This is a genomic window from Novosphingobium sp. 1529 (assembly GCF_040544855.1).
Taxonomy (GTDB): Bacteria; Pseudomonadota; Alphaproteobacteria; order Sphingomonadales; family Sphingomonadaceae; genus Novosphingobium; species Novosphingobium capsulatum.
Genome location: NZ_JBEPKW010000002.1, coordinates 457,940 through 479,034, shown reverse-complemented (window position 1 = coordinate 479,034; position 21,095 = coordinate 457,940). Strand labels below are relative to the sequence as shown.

The 21,095-nt window shown below is 67.8% G+C and carries 16 protein-coding genes; 14 read left to right on the top strand and 2 right to left on the bottom strand.

What is annotated here, in order from left to right; translation table 11 throughout:
• Nucleotides 1-23 precede the first annotated feature (23 nt).
• From kdpB to ABIC78_RS07460, 6 genes are all read left to right on the top strand, one after another.
• Entirely contained in the window at nucleotides 24-2,021 is a 1,998-nt protein-coding gene (gene kdpB / locus ABIC78_RS07485) for a potassium-transporting ATPase subunit KdpB (RefSeq protein WP_354488838.1), read from the top strand.
• A gap of 12 nt (nucleotides 2,022-2,033) precedes the next feature.
• Complete coding sequence (gene kdpC, locus ABIC78_RS07480) at nucleotides 2,034-2,645, top strand: potassium-transporting ATPase subunit KdpC (RefSeq protein ID WP_022675161.1); 612 nt, start codon at nucleotides 2,034-2,036, stop codon at nucleotides 2,643-2,645.
• Nucleotides 2,645-5,302, top strand: coding sequence for a DUF4118 domain-containing protein (locus tag ABIC78_RS07475; RefSeq protein ID WP_354488624.1), 2,658 nt, complete (start codon nucleotides 2,645-2,647; stop codon nucleotides 5,300-5,302). Before kdpC ends, ABIC78_RS07475 begins: the two co-directional genes overlap by 1 nt.
• Entirely contained in the window at nucleotides 5,299-5,988 is a 690-nt protein-coding gene (locus ABIC78_RS07470; RefSeq protein ID WP_168351002.1) for a response regulator, read from the top strand. The genes ABIC78_RS07475 and ABIC78_RS07470 overlap by 4 nt, the downstream gene beginning before the upstream one ends.
• Nucleotides 5,989-6,049: 61 nt before the next feature.
• Complete coding sequence (locus tag ABIC78_RS07465; RefSeq protein WP_171792225.1) at nucleotides 6,050-6,520, top strand: Lrp/AsnC family transcriptional regulator; 471 nt, start codon at nucleotides 6,050-6,052, stop codon at nucleotides 6,518-6,520.
• 77 nt (nucleotides 6,521-6,597) lie between these two features.
• Complete coding sequence (locus ABIC78_RS07460) at nucleotides 6,598-7,767, top strand: pyridoxal phosphate-dependent aminotransferase (protein WP_354488621.1); 1,170 nt, start codon at nucleotides 6,598-6,600, stop codon at nucleotides 7,765-7,767.
• A 104-nt stretch (nucleotides 7,768-7,871) separates the two neighbouring features.
• On the opposite strand, the gene ABIC78_RS07455 is transcribed toward ABIC78_RS07460, so the two are convergent.
• Complete coding sequence (locus ABIC78_RS07455) at nucleotides 7,872-8,540, bottom strand: pyridoxamine 5'-phosphate oxidase family protein (RefSeq protein ID WP_354488619.1); 669 nt, start codon at nucleotides 8,538-8,540, stop codon at nucleotides 7,872-7,874.
• Nucleotides 8,541-8,640: 100 nt separating this feature from the next.
• Here ABIC78_RS07455 and pdxR point away from each other — a divergent pair, with 100 nt between their 5' ends.
• Nucleotides 8,641-10,071 carry a MocR-like pyridoxine biosynthesis transcription factor PdxR gene (gene pdxR / locus ABIC78_RS07450; RefSeq protein WP_354488617.1) on the top strand — a complete coding sequence of 477 codons (1,431 nt, stop codon included), beginning with the start codon at nucleotides 8,641-8,643 and terminating at the stop codon, nucleotides 10,069-10,071.
• Between the two features lie 309 nt (nucleotides 10,072-10,380).
• Here the strand turns inward: pdxR and ABIC78_RS07445 are convergent, their stop codons facing one another.
• The gene (locus tag ABIC78_RS07445; protein ID WP_168351006.1) at nucleotides 10,381-10,794 is read right to left on the bottom strand and encodes a group II truncated hemoglobin; all 414 of its coding nucleotides are present in this window, start codon (nucleotides 10,792-10,794) and stop codon (nucleotides 10,381-10,383) included.
• Nucleotides 10,795-10,860: 66 nt separating this feature from the next.
• Between ABIC78_RS07445 and ABIC78_RS07440 the strand changes: the two genes are divergently transcribed.
• From ABIC78_RS07440 to ABIC78_RS07410, 7 genes are all read left to right on the top strand, one after another.
• Nucleotides 10,861-11,541, top strand: a complete 681-nt coding sequence (locus ABIC78_RS07440; protein ID WP_022677977.1) for a response regulator transcription factor — start codon at nucleotides 10,861-10,863, stop codon at nucleotides 11,539-11,541.
• Complete coding sequence (locus ABIC78_RS07435; RefSeq protein WP_054131153.1) at nucleotides 11,531-12,925, top strand: sensor histidine kinase; 1,395 nt, start codon at nucleotides 11,531-11,533, stop codon at nucleotides 12,923-12,925. The genes ABIC78_RS07440 and ABIC78_RS07435 overlap by 11 nt, the downstream gene beginning before the upstream one ends.
• A gap of 154 nt (nucleotides 12,926-13,079) precedes the next feature.
• Nucleotides 13,080-16,334 carry an efflux RND transporter permease subunit gene (locus ABIC78_RS07430; RefSeq protein ID WP_309804472.1) on the top strand — a complete coding sequence of 1,085 codons (3,255 nt, stop codon included), beginning with the start codon at nucleotides 13,080-13,082 and terminating at the stop codon, nucleotides 16,332-16,334.
• Nucleotides 16,324-17,526 carry an efflux RND transporter periplasmic adaptor subunit gene (locus ABIC78_RS07425; protein ID WP_022677974.1) on the top strand — a complete coding sequence of 401 codons (1,203 nt, stop codon included), beginning with the start codon at nucleotides 16,324-16,326 and terminating at the stop codon, nucleotides 17,524-17,526. Before ABIC78_RS07430 ends, ABIC78_RS07425 begins: the two co-directional genes overlap by 11 nt.
• Nucleotides 17,519-18,979 carry an efflux transporter outer membrane subunit gene (locus tag ABIC78_RS07420; RefSeq protein WP_054131269.1) on the top strand — a complete coding sequence of 487 codons (1,461 nt, stop codon included), beginning with the start codon at nucleotides 17,519-17,521 and terminating at the stop codon, nucleotides 18,977-18,979. Before ABIC78_RS07425 ends, ABIC78_RS07420 begins: the two co-directional genes overlap by 8 nt.
• A 69-nt stretch (nucleotides 18,980-19,048) precedes the next feature.
• Nucleotides 19,049-20,341, top strand: coding sequence for a sensor histidine kinase (locus ABIC78_RS07415; protein ID WP_354488613.1), 1,293 nt, complete (start codon nucleotides 19,049-19,051; stop codon nucleotides 20,339-20,341).
• Entirely contained in the window at nucleotides 20,338-21,009 is a 672-nt protein-coding gene (locus ABIC78_RS07410) for a response regulator transcription factor (RefSeq protein WP_354488611.1), read from the top strand. The genes ABIC78_RS07415 and ABIC78_RS07410 overlap by 4 nt, the downstream gene beginning before the upstream one ends.
• Nucleotides 21,010-21,095 lie beyond the last annotated feature (86 nt).

Here is a 21,095-nt window from a genome sequence, read left to right as displayed (position 1 = left end):
CTGCCGTGTCCCAACCTACCTCGATGTTTTCGGCCGAACTGGTCGTACCGGCGCTGGGTGGCGCGCTGCGCAAGCTGCATCCCGCCCAGCTGGTGCGCAACCCGGTGCTGTTCACCACTGCCGTCGCCGCGCTGCTGCTTACCGTGCTGCTGTTCGTGGGCAACACCGGCCTGTCGCTGGGCTTTCAGATCCAGCTGATCGTCTGGCTGTGGCTGACAGTGCTGTTCGGCACCTTTGCCGAAAGCCTGGCCGAAGGGCGCGGCCGCGCCCAGGCCGCCTCGCTGCGCGCCACGCGGTCTGACCTGGTGGCCCGTCTGCCCGATGGCAGCAAGGTTTCGGCTGCCACCCTCCAAAAAGGCGCGGTCGTCATGGTCGCCGCTGGCGAGCTGATCCCCGCCGATGGCGAAGTGATCGCCGGCGTCGCCTCGGTCAACGAAGCGGCCATCACCGGCGAAAGCGCGCCGGTGATCCGCGAAGCAGGAGGCGACCGTTCGGCCGTCACCGCCGGCACCCGCGTGCTGTCTGACGAGATCACCGTGCGGGTGACGCAGGAAGCCGGGCAGGGCTTTCTCGATCGCATGATCGCCCTGGTTGAAGGCGCCCAGCGCCAGAAGACCCCGAACGAGATCGCGCTCACCATCCTGCTCGTCGGTCTCACGATCATCTTCCTGATCGCGGTCGCCACCATTCCCGCCTTTGCCCGCTATGCCGGGGGGCAGATCCCCGTAGCGGTGCTGGCCGCCCTGCTGATCACGCTGATCCCGACGACGATCGCTGCGCTGCTTTCGGCCATCGGCATCGCCGGGATGGACCGCCTGGTGCAGTTCAACGTGCTCGCCAAGTCGGGCCGCGCGGTGGAAGCGGCCGGCGATATCGACGTCCTGCTGCTCGACAAGACCGGCACGATCACTGTTGGCGATCGCCAGGCCAGCAACTTCCTGCCCTTGGCTGGCACGGCTCCGGCCACCCTGGCGCGCGCCGCGCTCATGGCCAGCCTGGCCGATGAAACGCCCGAAGGCCGCTCGATCCTGCGCCTGGCGCAGGAAGCGCACAGCCTGGAAGTGCCCGACGTGCCTGCCGGTGCCGAAGTCATTCCCTTCACCGCGCAGACCCGCATCTCTGGCCTTGATAACAATGGCCACGTGGTGACCAAGGGCGCGGTCGATGCGATCCTGCGCAGCGTTCCCGATGCGGCACGCGGCACGGCGGCGGCCGAACTGCGGCGCATTGCCGAAGACGTGGCGCGCCAGGGGCAGACCCCGCTGGCGGTTGCTGAAAACGGCACGTTGCTGGGGATCGTCGCGCTCAAGGACGTGATCAAGGCCGGCATCCGCGAACGCTTTGCCGAACTGCGCAAGATGGGCATCCGCACCGTGATGATCACGGGCGACAATCCGCTCACCGCCGCTGCCATTGCCGCTGAATCCGGCGTCGACGATTTCCTGGCCGAGGCAACGCCCGAAGACAAGCTCGCCCTGATCCGGCGCGAGCAGCAGGGCGGCCGCCTGGTGGCGATGTGCGGCGATGGCACCAACGATGCGCCCGCCCTGGCCCAGGCCGACGTGGGCGTGGCGATGAACACCGGCACCCAGGCTGCGCGCGAAGCGGGCAACATGGTCGATCTCGATAGCGATCCGACCAAGCTGATCGAGATCGTCGGGCTGGGCAAGCAGCTGCTGATGACGCGCGGCGCACTCACCACGTTCTCGGTGGCGAATGACGTGGCCAAGTACTTCGCCATTATCCCGGCGATGTTCCTGGTGCTCTATCCGCAGCTCTCGGTGCTCAACGTGATGCACCTGGCCACGCCGCAAAGCGCGATCCTGTCGGCGATCATGTTCAACGCCCTGATCATTCCCGCGCTGGTGCCGCTGGCGCTCAAGGGCGTGCGCTATCGTCCGGTCGGGGCTGGCGCGCTGCTTGCCCGCAACCTGGCGGTCTTTGGCGTGGGCGGGCTCATCGCGCCGTTCGTCGGGATCAAGGCGATCGATATGCTCGTCGCCGCTCTGCATCTTGCCTAAGGGATTTCGCTCATGTCGTCTGTAATCAATCGGGAACTCGTCGCTGCGGTGCGTCCCTCGCTGATGATGACCGGGCTGTTTGCCGGCCTGCTTGGCCTGGCATACCCCGCCGCCATCACCGCCGTGGCCCAGGCCGCCTTTCCCTGGGCCGCCAATGGCAGCCTGATCACCGACCACGGCCAGGTCATCGGCTCTGACCTGATCGGCCAGGCCTTTACCAGCGCCCGCTACTTCCATGGCCGGCCCTCGGCTGCTGGCAGCAATGGCTACGATGCCTCGGCCTCTGCCGGGTCCAACCTCGCGCCGTTCTCGCAAACCTTGCACGATCGCGTCGCGGGCGCGGTCAAGGACTTTGCCGCCTCTTCACCAGGCTCTCCCGTTCCGCCTGACCTGGTGACCACCTCTGCCTCGGGGCTTGACCCCCATATCAGCCCCGAGGCAGCCTTTTCTCAGGTAAACCGCGTGGCCGCCGCCCGCAGCCTGGCCCCGGAAAAGGTGCATGAACTGGTAGAGGCGCAGGTGGAGCAGCCGCTGCTGGGCCTGCTGGGCGAACCGCGGGTCAATGTTCTGGCGCTCAACAGGGCACTGGACGAAGCCACGTCGGCGCGCGCACAAGGGCATTGATGACGCCGGCACGCCCCGATCCCGAAGCCCTGCTGCGCCTTGCCGAGCAGGAAACCTCAGGCCGCCTCAAGGTTTTCCTTGGGGCGGCTCCTGGCGTTGGCAAGACCTGCGAAATGCTCGACGACGCGCTTGGCCAGGCGCGTGCCGGGGTGGATGTGGTGGTGGGCGTGGTCGAAACCCATGGTCGGGTCGAGACCGAGGCACGGCTGCGCCCGCTCTCGGTACTGCCGCGCAAAGAGGTGGCCCATCGCGGCCATACCCTGCTGGAAATGGACCTCGACGCCATTCTCGAGCGCAAGCCCGCGCTCGTGCTGGTGGACGAACTCGCCCATGCCAACGCGCCGGGCAGCCGGCACGACAAGCGCTGGCAGGATGTCGAGGAAATCCTCGCCGCCGGGATCGACGTGTGGTCCACGCTCAACATCCAGCATCTAGAAAGCCTCAACGATGTCGTCGCTTCGTTTACCCATGTGCGGGTGCGCGAAACCGTGCCCGATCGCCTGCTCGACCGGGCGGAGATCGAGGTGGTCGATACCCCGCCCGATGAACTGATCGAGCGGTTGCGCGCGGGCAAGGTCTATGTCCCGCACGAGGCGGCGCGCGCGCTGCACCATTTCTTCTCCCGGTCGAACCTTTCGGCCCTGCGCGAACTCGTGCTGCGCCGCGCGGCCCAGGCGGTCGATGCGCAGATGCTCGACGATGTCCGCGCCCAGGCGCTCGCTGGCACCTGGGCCACGGCCGATCGCGTGCTGGTGGCCGTGGGTAGCCATGATGCGGCCAGCGACGTGGTGCGCGCCGGCCGCCGCCTCGCCGATGCCCTGCGCGCACCGTGGACGGCGGTGCACATCGAAACACCGGGCGAACGCAGCGCGCAGGCCAATGCCCGCCTGGCCGAGGCGATGCACCTAGCCACCCAGCTTGGCGGCCAGGTTCTGGCGTTGCCCGCCGCAGGGGTGGTCGATGGCCTGCAACAGGCCGCTGCCGATACCCGTACCACCCTGCTGGTGGTTGGCGCGCCGCGCCCGCGCCGCTTTGCCTGGCAACGCCGGCTTACGGTCGATACCCTGGCGCGGCGCTTGCCCGATCTTGCCCTGCAGCAGGTGCCCGTGGCCCACGGCGCGCAGGCGCGTATCGCACTGGACCGCGCGCCGATCGCGGCTTGGGGCTGGGGGCCGTTGGTGCGTGGCCTGGTGCCGGCGCTGGGCGCCACGGCGCTGGTTACCGCACTGGGCCGCCTGCTGTTTGCCGCCGCGCCGATCACCAACGTCGCGCTGCTCTATTTCCTGCCGGTGATGCTCGCCGCCACGCGCTATGGCCTCGCCACCGGGGTGATCACCGGCCTGGTCGCCTCGCTGGCCTACAACTTCTTCTTCATTCCGCCGACCGGCACGTTCACGATCGCCGATCCGCAGAACATCATCACCGTGCTGGTGTTGGTGGCAGTGGCGGCGGTCAGCAGCCAGCTTGCCGCGCGACTGCGGCAGCAGGCGTTGCTCGCGGGCGCCAGTGCCCGCACCAGTGCGGCGCTCGCTGGTTTTGCGCGGTTGCTCACCGGGGTGACCACGGCCGAGGAACTGGGCCGCGTGCTCTGTGCAGAGGCATCCCGCCTGCTCGATGCTCATGCCCTGATGCTGCTGCCTGAAGACGGCAAGCTTGCCGTAGCCGCCGCCTTTCCGCCCGAGCACCGGCTGGAAGTGCTCGATTTCGCCGCGGCGCAGTGGGCGTTCGATCGCGCGCAGCCGGCCGGGCGCGGGTCGGGCACGCTCACTGCGTCGGAATGGCTGTTTACCCCGCTTTCGGCCGGCGGGGCGCCGTTGGCGGTGCTCGGCCTGGCGCGGGGCGATGCCAGCGCCCCGGTGCGCAGCGATCGCCTCCCGCTGCTGGGCAGCCTGGCAGACCAAGCCGGCCTCGCGCTCGAACGCATCCGGCTTGAACACGACATGGCCGGCGTGCGCCAGCTGGAAGAGCGCGACCGGCTGCGCGCCGCGCTGTTGTCTTCGATCAGCCACGATCTACGCACCCCGCTCACCGCCGTGGTCGGCACGCTGCGCGAACTCACGCCCGCCAATCCCGAGCAAGTGCCGATCCTCGCTACCGCCCGGGCCGAGGCGGAACGGTTGCAACGCTTCATCGCCAACCTGCTCGACATGGTGCGGATCGAGGCAGGCGCCATCGCCTTGCGGCCCGAGGCTGTGGACCTGGCCGAGGCGGTGGCCAGCGCGGTGCACGATCTGCGCCGCACGCTTGGCACCCGCGCCGTGACGATGGATATCGCCCCCGATCTGCCGCTGGTGATGGTCGATCCGCGCCTGTTCCACCATTGCCTGATCAACCTGATCGAAAACGCGGTGCGCCATGGCGGGGAAGAAGGGGCAATCGTTTTATCCGCCCAGCGCCGTTCCGATGGGCTCGACCTGCTGGTGCTGGATGAAGGGCCCGGACTACCGCCCGGCATGTCGCTTCGCATATTTGAAGTTTTCACAAGAGTGGAAGGCTCCGATCGCAAGGGCGGCACCGGCCTGGGCCTGGCCATCGTCAGGGGTTTTGCCCGCGCGATGGGCATCGATGTCAGCGCCGCCAACCGCAGCGATCGCCCCGGCGCCCGCTTCACCCTGCATTTCTCGGAAAGCCAGTTGCGAAAGATCAGCGCCGAATGAGCAGCCTTGCCACCCGCGTCCTGGTGGTGGACGATGAACCTGCCATCCGCCGCCTGCTGCGCGGCAGCCTGGCCCGCGTCGGGCACGAGGTGATCGAGGCGGCCGATGCCCGCGCTGCCCTGGCGGCGCTGGCGATCGACAAGCCCGATCTGGTGCTGCTCGATCTGGGCCTGCCCGACCGCGACGGGCTGGAGCTGATCCCGCTGGTCAAGGCCACGGGCGCGGCGCTGCTGATCGTGTCGGCGCGCGATGCCACCGATGAAAAGGTCGCCGCGCTCGATCTGGGCGCTGATGACTATGTCACCAAGCCGTTCGACACCGACGAAGTCCACGCGCGCATCCGCGTGGCCCTCCGCACGCGGCTCAACCGCGTGGCGGAAGAGCCGGTGGTCCAGGTTGGCGCTGTAACGGTGGATCTGGCGGCCCGCCGCGTGCTGCGCGATGGGGTGGAAGTGCATCTGACGCCCAAGGAATATGGCTTTCTGGCGCAGCTGTGCCGCCATCCTGGCCGGGTCGTATCGCATGCCGCGCTGCTGCGTGCGGTGTGGGGGGCAGGGCACGAACACGATGTCGAATACCTGCGCGTCGCCGTGCGCGGGGTGCGCCGCAAGCTGGAGGACGGCGACGTTGAAGCGAGCATGATCCGCAACGAGCCCGGCGTGGGCTATCGCCTGATTACCGCTTAATCTGCACACTGGTTGCGCAGCGCTGCGTTATCCTGCATTTGCGTGGCAGGAGGTCTTTCGTATGCTCAATTCGCGTGATCTGGCTATACTCGACGTTCTGCAGCGTGACAGCGATACGCCGCTGGCCGATGTCGGCGCCAAGGTGCACCTTTCGCCCTCGGCCTGCTCGCGTCGTATCGCCCACTTGCGCGAGGCAGGCTATATTCGCCGCAACGTGGCGGTGATCGATCGCGCCAAGGTGGGGCTGCCGACCACGGTGTTCGTCACGGTCAGCGTGCGCACGCACAGCGCGGCGTGGACCGAGCAGTTCCGCCAGGCCGTGGCCGGCATTCCCGAAATCATGGAAGTCTATCGCCTGACCGGCAACATCGATTACCTGCTGCGCATCGTGCTGCCCAGCGTTGATGACTATGACCGCGTGTATAAGGCATTGGTTTCGCGGATAGAGATGAACGTGGTCTGCGCCTCGATCGTGATGGAGACGGTCAAGTCTGCCGAAAGCCTGCCGCTGCATCATGCCGCCGCATCCTGAACGCGGCGGTTGACCGCGCCTTCGCGGCACTGCACCATCGCGCCTCCCTTGCGTTTTTGCCAAAGGATGCCTGCGCCATGACAGACTTTTCCGCTGCCCTGCCGCTCGATCGTCGGCGCATGTTCCAGATCGCCGCCGCCCTTGGCACCAGTGCCGCGCTGGGGGAGCGGGCCTTGGCTGCGCCGGCTGGCCAGGCCGGCCCGCAGCCCAGCGCGGCTTCTGCCGCGAACGGCCTGAAAGTGGCGCCGGGCACTATCCGCCTCAACGGCAACGAATATTGGGAAGGGCCGGTCGACGATGGCACCGATGCCGCCCGCGCCGCCGTTGCCCGCAGCAACTATTACGATCCCGCCGGTGAGCGTGACGCCCTGATCGAAACCGTCGCGACGATGGAGCAGGTGGGGGCCGATCATGTCGTGCCTTGGGCGGGATCGGGCAGCCCGCTCGCCCGCGCCGTCGTAGGCTTTTGCAGCCCAGAGCGCGGGTTGTTAACCGCCGATCCCACGTTCGAAGTGGCCTGGATGGTGGCCGGCTATATCGGTGCGCCGGTGGCCAAGGTGCCGCTGCGCGCCAGCGACCAGGCCCACGATGTGCGTGCCATGCTGGCGGCCAATCCGCACGCCGGGCTCTATCACATCTGCAACCCCAACAATCCCACCGGATCGCTGACTCCGATGGCCGACATCGTGTGGCTGGCCAATGCCATGCCCAAGGATGCCGTACTGCTGCTGGATGAAGCCTATCTGCACTTTTCCGGCGCCGCATCGGGCATGAATCTGGTGCGCCAGGGCCAGAACGTGGTGATCCTGCGTACCTTCTCCAAGATTTTCGGCATGGCCGGCATGCGCATGGGCCTTTCGATCGCGCGGCCCGACCTTCAGGCCAAGCTGATGCAGTACGATGGCGTGATACAGACGCTGCAACTGCCGGTGCCGGCGCTCGCCTGCGCCAGCGCCAGCCTGCGCCGGATGGACCAGATCACCGCCCGGCGCGAACAGAACACGCAGACCCGCGAAAAGACCGCCGCTTTCCTCACGCAGCGCGGTTTCCCGGTGCTGCCCAGCGCCGCCAACATGCTGATGGTCGATTGGGGCCGGCCCGCCGCACCGATCAAGGCCGCGTTCGAGGCCAAGGGCATTGCCATCGGTCGCTCCTGGTCAATCTGGCCGACGCGGTCGCGCATCACCATCGGCTCGCCCCAAGAAATGGACCGTTTCTGCAACACGGTGGAGCGGGTGCTGGCGTAGGGCCGAAGTTCCGTAGCAGAATAGCGGGACCCCGGATCAAGTCCGGGGTCCCGCTACCTGGTTTTTCCGCTGCTTCCGGTCAGGCCACAGCCCCCAATTTGCGCCTAAGCCGGGCGCAGCAGCCCTGACGCCACCAGTTCGGCCAGCTCGGCAGGTAGCGGCACCCCCGCTGCCATTTCCGGCGCGGGTTCGGGCGTGCCGAGGGTGGTGCGCATGGGCAGGACGCCGGCCCAGACTGGCACGTCTGCCTCCTCCGCGTCGCCGGGTGGGCCGACGCGGTCCTTCACGCTCGCTTCGGCGATATCCATCCACATCACCGTCGTGGCCTTGGCCTCCTGCGCGGTCATCGGGCGCAGTGTGTCCCACCGGCCGGGGAACAGGCTGTCGACCATCTGACGCAGCGCAGCGGCGCTTTCCTGCGCATCGGTGATCTTGTTGGCGCGGCCAAATACCATGGCGCTGCGATAGTTGACCGAATGGTTGTAGGCCGATCGCGCCAGGACATAGCCATCCATCAGGCTCACTGTCAGGCATACCGCTTGCCCTTCGGCCTGGCGCAGGAACCGGCTGGCCGAAGACCCGTGCCAGAACACGCGGTTGCCCTGCCGCCAGTGGAGCGTTGGCGTCACATAAGGCGCGCCGTCGATCACATAGCCAACGTGGCACATGGGCGCGGCATCCAGCACCGCATGAACATCGGCCCAGGCATGGCTGGCGCGATCGTGCATGCGGCGCACGCGGCTGCGGTCTGTGACGGGAAACTGTTCGGTCATCGCTTTGGCCTCTTGCTGTGGCAGGCCGGTCTTGCCGACAAGGTGGTTTGTTGATCAGGTCCACTTGTCAAAATATGAGCAGTCCGCTTAAAGCACGCGCATGCATGCCGAACCGCTGACCTGGCTGGTGTTGAACCGCGCTGCGGGCGATCTGGAAGGACAGGTCTATCGGGCGTTTCGCGAACGTATCCTGGTAGGCACGCTGCCGGCCGGGGCGCCTTTGCCGTCGACGCGCGCGCTGGCTGTGGCGCTGGGCATCGCGCGCAGCACGGTGGTGGCCGGCTATGACCGGCTCGCCGCCGAAGGCTTTGTCCATGCCACGCCCGGTTCTGCCACCCGCGTCGCGCCTTTGCCGCCGCCCCCGTTGAGCGGAGGGGGCCGGCCAAAGCGGGCAGAACCTGCGGGCCTGGCTACCGCGGCCCAGGAAGATCCCAGCCGCTTCCTGCCACTGCGCCCGGGCCTGCCCGATCTGACGTCGTTTCCCCATGCGGCCTGGGCGCGCTGCCTCGGCGCCCGCGCCCGGGCCTTGCGCGTCCATGACCTGGGCTATGCCGATGCCCAGGGACTGCCGATCCTGCGTGCCGCCGTGCTCGATCACGTGCGCCGGCGCCGCGCCGTGGTGGCCGATCCGGCGCAAGTGGTGATCGTGCCGTCGACCGCGGCGGCGCTGGCGTTGCTGGCGGGGCTGGTCGTGACGCCGGGCGATACCGCCTGGGTGGAAGACCCCGGCTATGCCACGGCCCAGGCACTGTTGCGCCGGGCGGGTGCCACGCTGGTGCCGGTGCCGGTGGATGACGAGGGGCTCGATCCCGCGCGCGCTCCGCAGGCATCGCCGCCGCGACTGATCCACGTCACCCCGTCGCACCAGTATCCGGCCAGCGCGGCGATGAGCCTGTCGCGGCGGCTGGCGCTGCTCGATCGCGCGGCCAGTCACGGCGCCCTGATCGTGGAGGATGATTACGACAGCGAGTTCCACTATGCCGGACGCCCGCTGGCCAGCCTTCAGGGATTGGATGATGCCGGCTGCGTTGCCTATCTGGGCACGTTTTCCAAGGTTCTCGCGCCGGGGTTGCGCGTCGCCTATGCGATCGTGCCACCGCGCCTGGTGGCCCCGATGCAGGCGGCGGTGCGCCTGTCGGGTGGCATGGTGCCGATACACGTGCAGGCGGCGATGGCCGATTTCCTGGCAGAGGGGCATCTCAACGCCCATGTGCGCCGCATGCGCAAGGTCTATCACCAGCGCATGCTGGACCTGGCCGGACGGTTGGCTGGCATGGCGCGGGGCCGCTGGCAGATCGGGCCGGTCGATGGCGGCCTGCAACTCGCACTGTGGCTCGATCCCTTGGCCGGGCAAGACGATGCCGCGCTGGCGCAGGCGTTGCACGAGCATGGGTTGGGCGTGATGCCATTGTCGCAGCTATTTCTCGGCCCGCCGCGTGCCGGCCTGCTGCTCGGTGTGGCCACGGCTACGCCACAGGCGATCGACCGCCTCGCCACGGCGCTTGACCAGCTGGTGCCGCTGCGCGCCTGACGGGGTTACGGGCGCCAGTCGCGATGGCCCATGTGGCGCAGGCGGCGGCCACAATGGCGGCACGGGCAATATTCTACGCCAGCCTCGTAAAAGCGTTTTCCACGGTTGGGCTGGTGGCGGCCAATGCTGCATAGCAGCACTGTCCAGATCTTGGGTGAAAGCTCCATGGTCGCGCTCCCCAGTGCAAAAAGATGCGACAGTGCCGTGGTTTAGGCGAATCCAAAATCAGCGTGCAATTCGGTGATTATTGCACTGCACACAGATTTTGGCGAGCGATTTTACAATTGCCCGGCATTTTCGCCAGGATGGTTAGGCGCGGTTGGCCATGTGCCAGGCCAGCCCTTCCACCCGTTCCACGATCGTGCTGGAAAGCGGGGAAGGCGGAACGTGTTCGGCCCAGGCCTGGTGAAAGCACAGCAGCCAGCCCTTTATCTCTTCGTCACCGATGGAGGCACCCATGTGGCGCATGCGCAGGCGGGGATGGCCATATTGGCTGGTATAGAGCGGCGGTCCGCCGAGCCACCCGGTCAGATATTCATACAGCCGCTGTTCCGCGCGTTCGAGGGACGCCGGATGCACCGCGCGGCAGGCCGCCGCGCCGGGCAGGCTGTCCATCAGGTGATAGAAGCGGGCACAGAAGGCCCGCACCATGGCTTCCCCGCCCAGCAGGTCGTACGGGGTGGGCGCGGCGCTTTCGCCAAGGGCATCCGGGGCTTGGGTCATGGCGCGCCCATAGCCTTGGCCGTGCGTGCTGGCCAGCGCCCGCGTTCGCGGCTAAAGCACCCTGCCATGGCACGCATTCTGGTTATCGAGGACGATCCCGACACGGCCGGCGAAATCGTGGCCGAATTGCGCGGCCACGGGCACGAGGTGCGCGCGGCGAACGACGGCGACAGCGGGGTGGAACTGGCCCTGCGCGAACCGTTCGACGCAATCACGCTCGATCGCATGCTGCCCGGGCTCGATGGGCTGTCCGTTGTCGCCCGCCTGCGCGCGGCCGGGCTAACATTGCCAGTGCTGATGATCAGCGCGCTGGGCGATGTGGACGAGCGGATTGCCGGGCTGCGCGCGGGCGGCGACGATTACCTGATCAAGCCGTTTGCGCCCGACGAGATGGCGATGCGCGTGGAAGTGCTCCTGCGCCGCCAGGGCCAGATGGCCGCATCCACCGCGCTGCTGACGGCAGGGCCGGTGGAAATGGACCTGATCCGCCGCGAGGTGCGCGTGGCTGGCGAGCCGGTGCGCTTGTTGCACATGGAATTTCGCCTGCTCGAATTCCTCATGCGCAATGCCGGTGAAACCGTGGCGCGGCAGATCATCTTTGAACGGGTGTGGGGGTATTATTTCGATCCCGGCGCCAACCTGATCGCCGTGCATATCGCCCGCCTGCGCAAGAAGATCGATCTGCCGGGGCAGCCGTCGCTGATCGAAACGGTCAAGGGCGAAGGGTATCGCTTTGATGCCGGCTGAATGGCCCTGGGCCACCTGGCCGCGCTTTTCCGCCATTCGCAAGACCAGCACGTTTCGCCTGGCGGTGATGTTTGGCGCGGCATCGGTGCTGGCCGTGCTGCTGGTGCTGGCGATGGTCTATAGCCTCACGGCCGGAAACCTCGACACGCGCGTCGATCTGATCCTGCGCGCGGAAATGGCGCGCCTGGTGGCGGTGCCGCCGGCCGATCTGCCCGCCGCCATCGATGCCTCTTCCCGCGCCGGGGCCAATCCGCTGGGGCATTTCGGCCTGATCTCGCCCGGCGGGCGCTGGGTGGCGGGCGATCTGGGGGCAAGCCCGCCGCTGCGGCTGGGGCACACTTATGCGCGTGAAGATGGGCCGGACGTACGCGGGCCGTTGCATATCCTGGCTGAGCGAACCGCCGGCGGCTTCATCATCATGGTCGGCCGCGATTCCACCGTGATCACCGAACTGCGCGATCACGTGCTGGTGATCCTGCTTGCCAGCGGCCTGGTGGTCGTGCCGCTGCTGCTGGGCGCCGGCCTGGCGCTGAGCCTGGGCCCGCTGCGACGGGTGGACCGCCTGCAACGCGTGGCCAGCACGATCGCCGGCGGGCGCCTCGATGCGCGCATGCCGATCGAGGGGCGCGGTGACGAACTCGATCTGCTGGCCGACACGGTCAACCACATGGTCGGCGAGGTCGAGCGATCGATGGCACAAGTCAAATCGGTGACCGATGCCATTGCCCACGATTTGCGCACCCCGCTCACGCGCGTGCGCAACCAGTTGTACCGCGCCGCCCGCGCGCCGAACTTGCCCGAGGCGGAAGGGCAGCGCATCAATGCCGCGATCGAGGATCTCGACACCGTGCTCGCGCGCTTTGCCGCGCTGTTGCGCATTTCCGAGATCGAGGCTGGCCACCGCCGCCAGGGTTTTGCCGCCACCCGCATCGATGAACTCGTGGCGGTGGTGATCGATCTCTATGCCCCCCTTGCCGAGGAGCGCGAGGTGGCGCTGCTGGCAGGCAGCCTCGCGCCGGTCACGCTGGTGTGTGATGCGCAACTGATGGTCGAGGCGCTGAGCAACCTGGTGGACAACGCCATTAAGTTCAGCCCGCCGGGCGGCACCGTCATGGTCACTGTCACGCGCGAGGGCGGTCAGGCCGTGATCGCCGTGGTGGACGAAGGCGAGGGGATTCCGGCCGAACAGGTCGACGCGGTGGTGCGCCGGTTCGATCGCGGCGCGGCATCGCCTGCCGTGCCAGGTTCGGGCCTGGGCCTGAGCGTGGTGGCAGCGGTTGCCCACCTGCACCAGTTTGCGCTCGAACTGGCGCCGGCGCGGGCCGACCGCGCGCGTCCGGGGCTGGCCGCACGCATTCGCGCCGGGCACGTTCCGGCAATGTGAAATTCATTTCATTGGCAACGCGCTGCCGCTCGGTTCAATGGAGCCGGCGGTTGGCGCCGCACCATTGGCGGCGTCCCACGTTTCTGGCGCCTGCCTGCGCCTGCCTTCGCGCGTGCGAAGGCGGTGCGGGCGGGCCAAACCCATTGGGAACGCCATGCTGCAATTGGTCAAGCTTGCGCTCAGCAAGCCATATACCTTCGTCGTCCTGGCCATCCTGATCGTGCTTTCGGGTTCGATCGCCTGGCTTCGCACCCCCACCGACATCTTTCCCGATATCCGCATCCCGGTGATTGCCGCGGTGTGGCAGTATCGTGGTCTGCCGCCCGAAGACATGGCCGGCCGGGTGGTCTATTATTACGAACGCTCGCTCACTTCGACGGTCAACGATATCGATCATATCGAAAGCCAGTCGATGAACGGCGTGGGTGTGGTCAAGATCTTCTTCCGCCCCGGCGTCGATATCCGCACGGCGACCGCGCAGGTCACCTCGGTGTCGCAAACCGTGCTCAAGCAGATGCCGCCAGGCATGACGCCGCCGCTGATCCTCAACTACAGCGCGGCCACGGTGCCGATCCTGCAGATGGCGCTGTCTTCGGGAAAGCTTTCCGAGCAGGCGATCTACGACCTTGGGCAGAACGGCATTCGTCCGCAACTCGCCACCGTGCAGGGTGCGGCCGTGCCATCGCCCTATGGCGGGCGTGAACGCCAGATCCAGATCGATCTCGATCCCGCCGCGCTGTTGCAGCACAATCTCTCGGCCGCAGACGTCGGCGCCGCGCTCGCCGCGCAGAACCAGATCGTGCCCGCCGGCACCACCAAGATCGGCGAGTTCGAATATTCCATCCGCCTCAACAACAGCCCGCAGGTAATCGACCAACTCAACGCGCTGCCGATCCGCACGGTCGATGGCACGACAGTGACGATCGGTGACGTTGCGCATGTGCACGATGGTTCGCCGCCGCAGGTGAACGAAGTGCGAGTCGACGGCGGGCGCGCGGTCTTGATGACGATCCTCAAGTCGGGCTCTGCCTCGACCGTTGATATCGTCAACGACGTCAAGGCGCTGCTGCCCAAGCTCAAGGAAACGCTGCCCGACAGCCTCAAGATTCAGCTGCTGTCGGACCAGTCGCTGTTCGTGAAGGCGGCCGTTTCGGGCGTGGTGCGCGAAGGCGTGCTGGCGGCGGCCCTGACCAGCCTGATGATCCTGCTGTTCCTGGGCTCGTGGCGGTCAACCGTGATCATCGCCACCTCGATCCCGCTGGCGATCCTGGCCGCCGTGGCGGGCCTGGCGGTGACCGGTGAAACGCTCAACATCATGACGCTGGGTGGCCTGGCGCTGGCCGTGGGCATCCTCGTGGACGATGCCACCGTCACCATCGAAAACATCAATTGGCACCTCGAACAGGGCAAGGGCGTGGCCGAGGCGATCATGGACGGGGCCGAGCAGATCGTGCGCCCGGCCTTCGTCTCGCTGCTGTGCATCTGCATCGCCTTCTTGCCGATGTTCTTCCTGCCCGGCGTGGCCGGCTTCCTGTTTGCCCCGATGGCCAAGTCGGTGGTCTTTGCGATGATCGCCAGCTTCGTGCTCTCGCGCACGCTGGTGCCGACCATGAGCAACTTCCTGCTGCGCGCGCATGGTTCTGAGCATGCCGTCGATATCATGGTCAGCCATGATGCCATGACCGGGCAGAAGCCGGGCATGCACCCGCTGCGCCGGTTCCAGCATGGCTTTGAAACGCGATTCGAGGCGATCCGCGCCTGGTACGTTGACGTGCTGCGCGCCGCGCTCGAAAGCCGCCGGCGGTTTGTGCCCGGGTTCATGATCGTGGTGCTGGCCTCGTTGGTTCTGGTGCCGTTCCTGGGGCGCAACTTCTTCCCCAGCGTCGATTCCGGTCAGATCAGCCTGCACGTGCGCGCGCCGGTCGGCACGCGCCTGGAAGAGACCGCCGCCCTGTTCGACAAGGTGGAGGACCAGATCCGCGCCACGGTGCCTCGCGATGAGCTGGTGTCGATCGTCGACAACATCGGCATGTCGTCTTCGGGCATCAACACCGCCTATGCCAACAGCGGCGGCATCGGTGCGCAGGATGGTGACATCCTGGTGACCCTGGCCGAAGATCACCGGCCGACCGCCGGCTATGTCCGCGCCCTGCGTGAACGTCTGCCGCATCTGTTCCCCGGCACCACGTTTTCGTTCCTGCCGGCCGACATCATCAGCCAGATCCTCAACTTCGGCGCGCCCGCCCCGATCGACGTGATGGTGACCGGGCCCGATACCAAGGCCAACGCCGATTATGCGCGGATGCTGGCCGGCCGCATCAACCATGTTGCCGGGATCGCCGACGTGCGCATGCAGCAGGCGACCAACGCCCCGGAACTGCGGTTTGACATCGATCGTGCCCAAGCCGATCGGCTTGGCGTGACCGAAAACGACGTGACCAAGAGCCTTTCGGTCAATCTTGCCGGCAGTGCGCAGGTGGCGCCCACGTTCTGGCTCAATCCCAAGAACGGCGTGTCCTATCCGATCGTGGTGCAGACCCCGCAATACCGCACCGACAGCATCGGCGCGCTCGACAACATCCCGGTCAGTTCGGCCCGGCCCGGTTCGGTCCAGCTGCTGGGTGCTCTGGGCACCATGACGCGGGAGCCAACGGCGGCGCTGATTTCGCACTATGCGGTGCAGCCGGCGTTCGACGTCTATGCCACCACCCAAGGGCGCGATCTGGGCGCCGTGGCGGGCGACGTGCAGAAGATCCTGAACGATACGGCCGCCAGCCTGCCCAAGGGTTCGACCGTAAAGATCCGGGGCCAGGTGGAAACCATGAACGCGGCCTTCACCGGGCTGGTCCTGGGTCTGGTTGGCGCGATCGTGCTGATCTACCTGCTGATCGTGGTCAACTTCCAGAGCTGGATCGATCCGGCGGTGATCGTTTCGGCCCTGCCGGCTGCGCTTGCCGGGATTGCCTGGACGCTGTTTGCCACGCACACGCCGCTATCGGTGCCGGCCTTGACCGGGGCGATCATGTGCATGGGCGTGGCCACGGCCAACTCGGTGCTGGTGGTCAGCTTTGCCCGCGAACGCCTGGCCGTGCTGGGCAATGCCACCCTGGCCGCGATCGAAGCCGGTTCCACCCGCTTCCGCCCGGTGCTGATGACGGCGCTGGCCATGATCATCGGCATGGCGCCGATGGCGCTGGGCCTGGGCGAGGGGGGCGAGCAGAACGCCCCGCTCGGCCGCGCCGTGATCGGCGGCCTGATCTGCGCCACCATTGCCACGCTGGTGTTCGTGCCCGTGGTCTTCTCCATCGTCCATCGCAAGGAACGCCGGGGCGGCGCCACGTCGCAGCCCACCCCGCCGCCGTCCGATGATCCCACTTTCATCAAGGGAGACCTTGTCCATGCAGAATGAAACCAGCCTGGTCGTGGGCCAGGAAGACGCCCCAGCGCGCGCGCCGCGCGGGCTCAAGACCGCCGGCATCGTTGCTGGCGTGGTGGCCGCCGTCATCGTGGGCGTGGGCATCTACAGCCGCCATGGCGAGGCACTAGACACCCGCAACTGGAGCGAGGCGCAGGCCATTCCCACCGTTCACCTGGTGGACGTGACGCCGGCCGCAGCCAGCGGCGCGCTCAGCCTGCCTGGCACCATGGCGGCGTGGAACACCGCGCATATCTTTGCCCGCGTGCCTGGCTACATGCAGGCCTGGACGCGCGACATCGGCGCCACCGTGGGCCAGGGCACCCCCCTGGCGCAGATCGAGACGCCCGAGCTTGACCAGCAGATCGCGGCCGCCCGCGCTGCGCTGGCCAAGGCCAAGGCCAGCGCGGGCCTGGCGCGCAGCACGGCAGCGCGCTGGAACGACCTGTTGACCGACCATTCGGTGTCGCAGCAGGAAGCCGACGAGCGCAATGGCAACCTGGCGGTTCAGGTTGCCACCGTGCGCGGGGCCGAGGCAGATCTTGCCCGGCTTCTGGCGATGAAGGGCTATGCCACGGTGCGCGCGCCCTTTGCCGGTGTGGTGACCCAGCGCACCGCCGACATCGGCGATCTGGTGGGGCCTGGTGCCACCAACCAGCAGCCGATGTTTACCGTGGCCGACGTCAGCCGCATCCGCATCTACGTGGGCGTGCCGCAGACCTATGCCGCCGCGATGAAACCGGGCGTGGAAGCGACCCTGACCGTGCCCGATCTGCCGGGCCAGACGTTTGCCGCCAAGGTTGTTGGCACGTCCGATGCGATCAACCCGCAGAACGGCGCCTTGCAGGTGCAGTTGCTGGCCGACAATACCGCCCACGCGCTGCGCGCAGGCGGCTTTGCCCAAGTGGCGTTCAAGGTGCCGGGCAGCGCAGGGGCGGTCATGATCCCGTCTAGCGCGCTGCTGTTCCGCTCTGCCGGCACCCAGGTGGCCACGGTGGGCAGCGATGGCCGGGTACGGCTGCTGTCGATCACGCTCGGCCGCGATCTGGGCAAGACGGTGGAAGTGGTCAGTGGCCTGTCCGCCGGGACCAAGATCATCGACAACCCGCCGGATTCGATCGCCAATGGCGAAGCGGTGCATGTCGCCCATGCCGGTGCAAACGGTGGGGGCGGCCAACATGCCTGATCGCCTTGCCAAGCTGCGGCTGGGGCTGGGCGCTGCCCTGGCCATGGCCCTGGCCGGGTGCGCCAGCGCCCCGGCCTATAAACCGCCGCAGGTCAGCCTGCCCGCCGCCTTTTCCGGCACCGGGCCGTGGGTGCCGGCCAGCGGCGATGCCGCCATGCCGCCCGCCGCATGGTGGACCGTGTTCGGCGATCCCGTGCTCAACGGGTTGGAAGACCAGCTCAACGCCGGCAATCCCTCGCTTGCCGCTGCCGTTGCCCGGCACGACAAGGCTGCGGCCCTGCTGCGCCAGGCGCGGGCCGATCTCTATCCCCAGCTGGGCGCCGGGGCGACGGTCACGCAGAACCGGCAATCGGCTGATCGCCCGCTGCGCGGCAGCACCCAGCCCGATTATTATGGCGCGCAAACCCTGGGCCTGACCGGCAGCTATGAAGCCGATCTGTGGGGTCGTGTGCGGGCCAATGTCGCCGCTGGGCGGGCCGATGCCGAGGCTGCTGCCGATGACGTGGCCGACACCCGCCTGCAACTTCAGGCGGAACTGGCTGAAGGCTATGCCGTGCTGCGCGGGCAGGATCGCATCATCGCGCTGCTCGACGATACCGTGGCCGCCTATGCCCGGGCCGACCACATGACGCAGCGGCGCTTTTCCGGTGGCATCGCCAATGCCATGGAAACTGGCCAATCCGCGACGCAGCTGGCAGAGGCGCAGGCCGCGCTGGCCGATGCCCGCAATGCCCGTGCCCTGGCCGAACATGCGCTGGCGACGCTGGCGGGCGTGCCGGCCACCGGCTTTGCCATCGCGCCATCCGATCGCAGCCTGGCGCTGCCCGCGGTGCCGGTGGGCGTGCCTTCCACGCTCTTGCAGCGCCGGCCCGATATCGCTGCCGCCGAACGGCGGATGTATGCCGCCAATCGGCGCATTGGCGTTGCCCGCGCGGCCTTCTTCCCCTCGCTGTTGCTGGGCGGGCAGGTTGGCCTGCAGGATACCACGCTGGCCAATATCATCGCCGCGCCCAACACGTTCTGGTCGATTGGCCCGGCGGCGGTGATGACCCTGTTCGATGGTGGGCGTCGCCACGCCCGCGTGATGCAGGCCCGCGCCGATTGGGATGCTGCCACCGCAGACTATCGGGGCCACGTGCTGGGCGCGGTGCAGGATGTGGAAGACGGCCTGTCCCGGCTCCATCACCTGGGCGACGAAGCCAGCGCCGAGGCGCGCGCGGCCGAGCAGGCTGGCACGGTCGAGGCATTGGCCACCCGCCGCTATGAACGCGGCGCGGTCAGCTATCTCGACGTCGTCACCGCCCAGACCACGGCGCTGCGCACACGGCAAAAGGCGATCGAGGTGGATACCCAGCGCCTGCAGGCAGCAGTGCGCCTGTTGCGCGCCGTGGGCGGCGGCTGGCAGGGCGATACCAGCATGGCTGCGGCGCCGTCATCGGCAAAGGCTGGCTGATCAGGCCCGACGTCGTGCCGATCGTTGCGGGGGCTTGGCTTTTCCGCCAGCCCCCGCGATGATAGCGGCATGGTTCACTCTGTTGCCGCGCCCGCTGCTGGCCATGACGCGGCCGATACCCGCCTGGCCTGGCGCGCACGCGTGGCGGCATTGCTGTTTGCCCTGCTGGTGGCGGCGCTCGCCGGGCTGGTCGTGGCCTTTGCCATCAGCGCGCGCGGCGCCAACCGCCAGTTCACGCAGGCCAGCCTGTCGGAGCGGCAGGCGGCCGTTGTCGCGCGGATCGTCGCGCTCGCCCCAGCGGGGCAGGGCCCCGCGCTCGAACGGGCCTTGGCCGATTATCGTGCGCTGGTAGCCGAAGAAGTAGGTCTGGCGCGCGGCCCGACGCTAACGCGAGAGCAGATCCGTGCCGATGCCTTGGTGCAGCTTGCCCGCACGCCCGGCGCGCAGATGCGGTTGGAAGCGCTGGCCCGCACGATCGATGGCCAGGAAAATGGCGAGCTTCAGGCCGGGCGCAGGGCGCTGGCCCGCGCCGGGCAGCGCAGTATGGTCCTGGCCGGCTTGCTCGCCGCCGTCGCCCTGGCCTGCGCGGCCTGCGGGGCTTGGCTGCTGTGGCGCAGCAACCGCGCGCTGGCGGCCATGGTCAAGGCTCGCACCGCCCGCATCGCCGCCGTCGATGCCTCGCGCCGCCTGTTCTTTGCCAAGGTCAGCCACGAATTGCGCACCCCGGTGGCCGCAGTGCGCAGCGCCGCCGAAGTGGCGCTGGACCAGCCCGATGCCGATCCACACCTCTTGCGCGAAACGCTGGGGCACATCGTGGCGCAGGCCGGTTTCCTTACCCACCGCATCGACGAACTGCTTGGCCTTGCTGCCGCAGACGATGGGCGCTTGGCCCTGGCGAGCGCGCCGTTCGATCTTGGGAAGGTGGTGGCCGAGGCCGTGGCGGCGGCGCGGCCCTATGCGGCAAGCGTCGACGTGGCAATGGCGCTGGCCGCCCCGGCCTGCCCCCTGCCGATGATGGGCGATGCCCGCTGGCTGCGCCAGGCGCTGCTGGCGGTGATCGAAAACGGTATCAAGTTTTCGCCAATGGATTCGGCTCTTTGCGTCACGCTGATGCCCGCTGATGGCGTGGCTGAGGTGGTGATCCACGATCGCGGTCCAGGGGTGATGGAGGCCGAACTGCCGCGTATTTTCGATGCCTATTACCAGACCCACGAAGGCCGGCAGCGTGGAGGCAGTGGGCTGGGCCTGGCCCTGGCCCGCTGGGTGGCAGAGCGCCATGGTGGCAGCGTGCAGGCAGCAAACCAGCCCGATGGCGGGTGCGCGATCCGTTTTCGCCTGCCCTTGCAGGATGGCGCGGCATGAGCCTGGTCCTGCTGGTGGAAGACGATGCCGGCATTGGCCGGGCGATCGTCCAGGGCCTGGGCGGCCGCGGCCTTACTGTGCGGTGGCTGCGCCAGGGGGCGGGCGTGCTCGACGCCCTGGCGCGCGAGCAGATGGCCACGGTCATTCTCGATATCGGCCTGCCCGATGCCGATGGCCTGGCGCTGTGCCGCCAGATCCGCGACGCCGGGCATGCCATGCCGATCCTTATGCTCACAGCGCGCACAGCGCTCGATGATCGGCTGGAAGGCTTTGATGCAGGCGCCGATGATTACCTGGCCAAGCCCTTTGCCTTTGCCGAATTGGCGGCCCGGGTGGGCGTGCTGGTGCGCCGCGCCGGGCAATTGCTGCCGCCGCCGATCACCTGGCAGGGACTTTCCATCGATCGCGCCGCCGGCACAGCCGCATGGCACGGCACCCCGCTGGCGCTGGAGCCGCGCAGCCTGGCGCTGCTGGCCGAACTGGCGCTGGCACGGGGTGAGGTGGTGGAGCGGACCGCGCTGATCGATCGGGTGTGGGGCGCCGACGCGGTGATCACCGACAACGCCGTCGATGTGGCGGTCAGTGCGCTGCGCAAGCGGCTTGGCCCCTGCGGCCTGGCGATCGCCGCGGTTCGCGGCCGGGGTTTTCGCCTGACTTTGCCGGAATAGGCGCCAGCACTGTCTCATACCTTGGGTCAATCTGAGCGTTCGCTCAGGTTATTGGCGTTTCATCCTGTTACGGCCTCCGTGTTGAA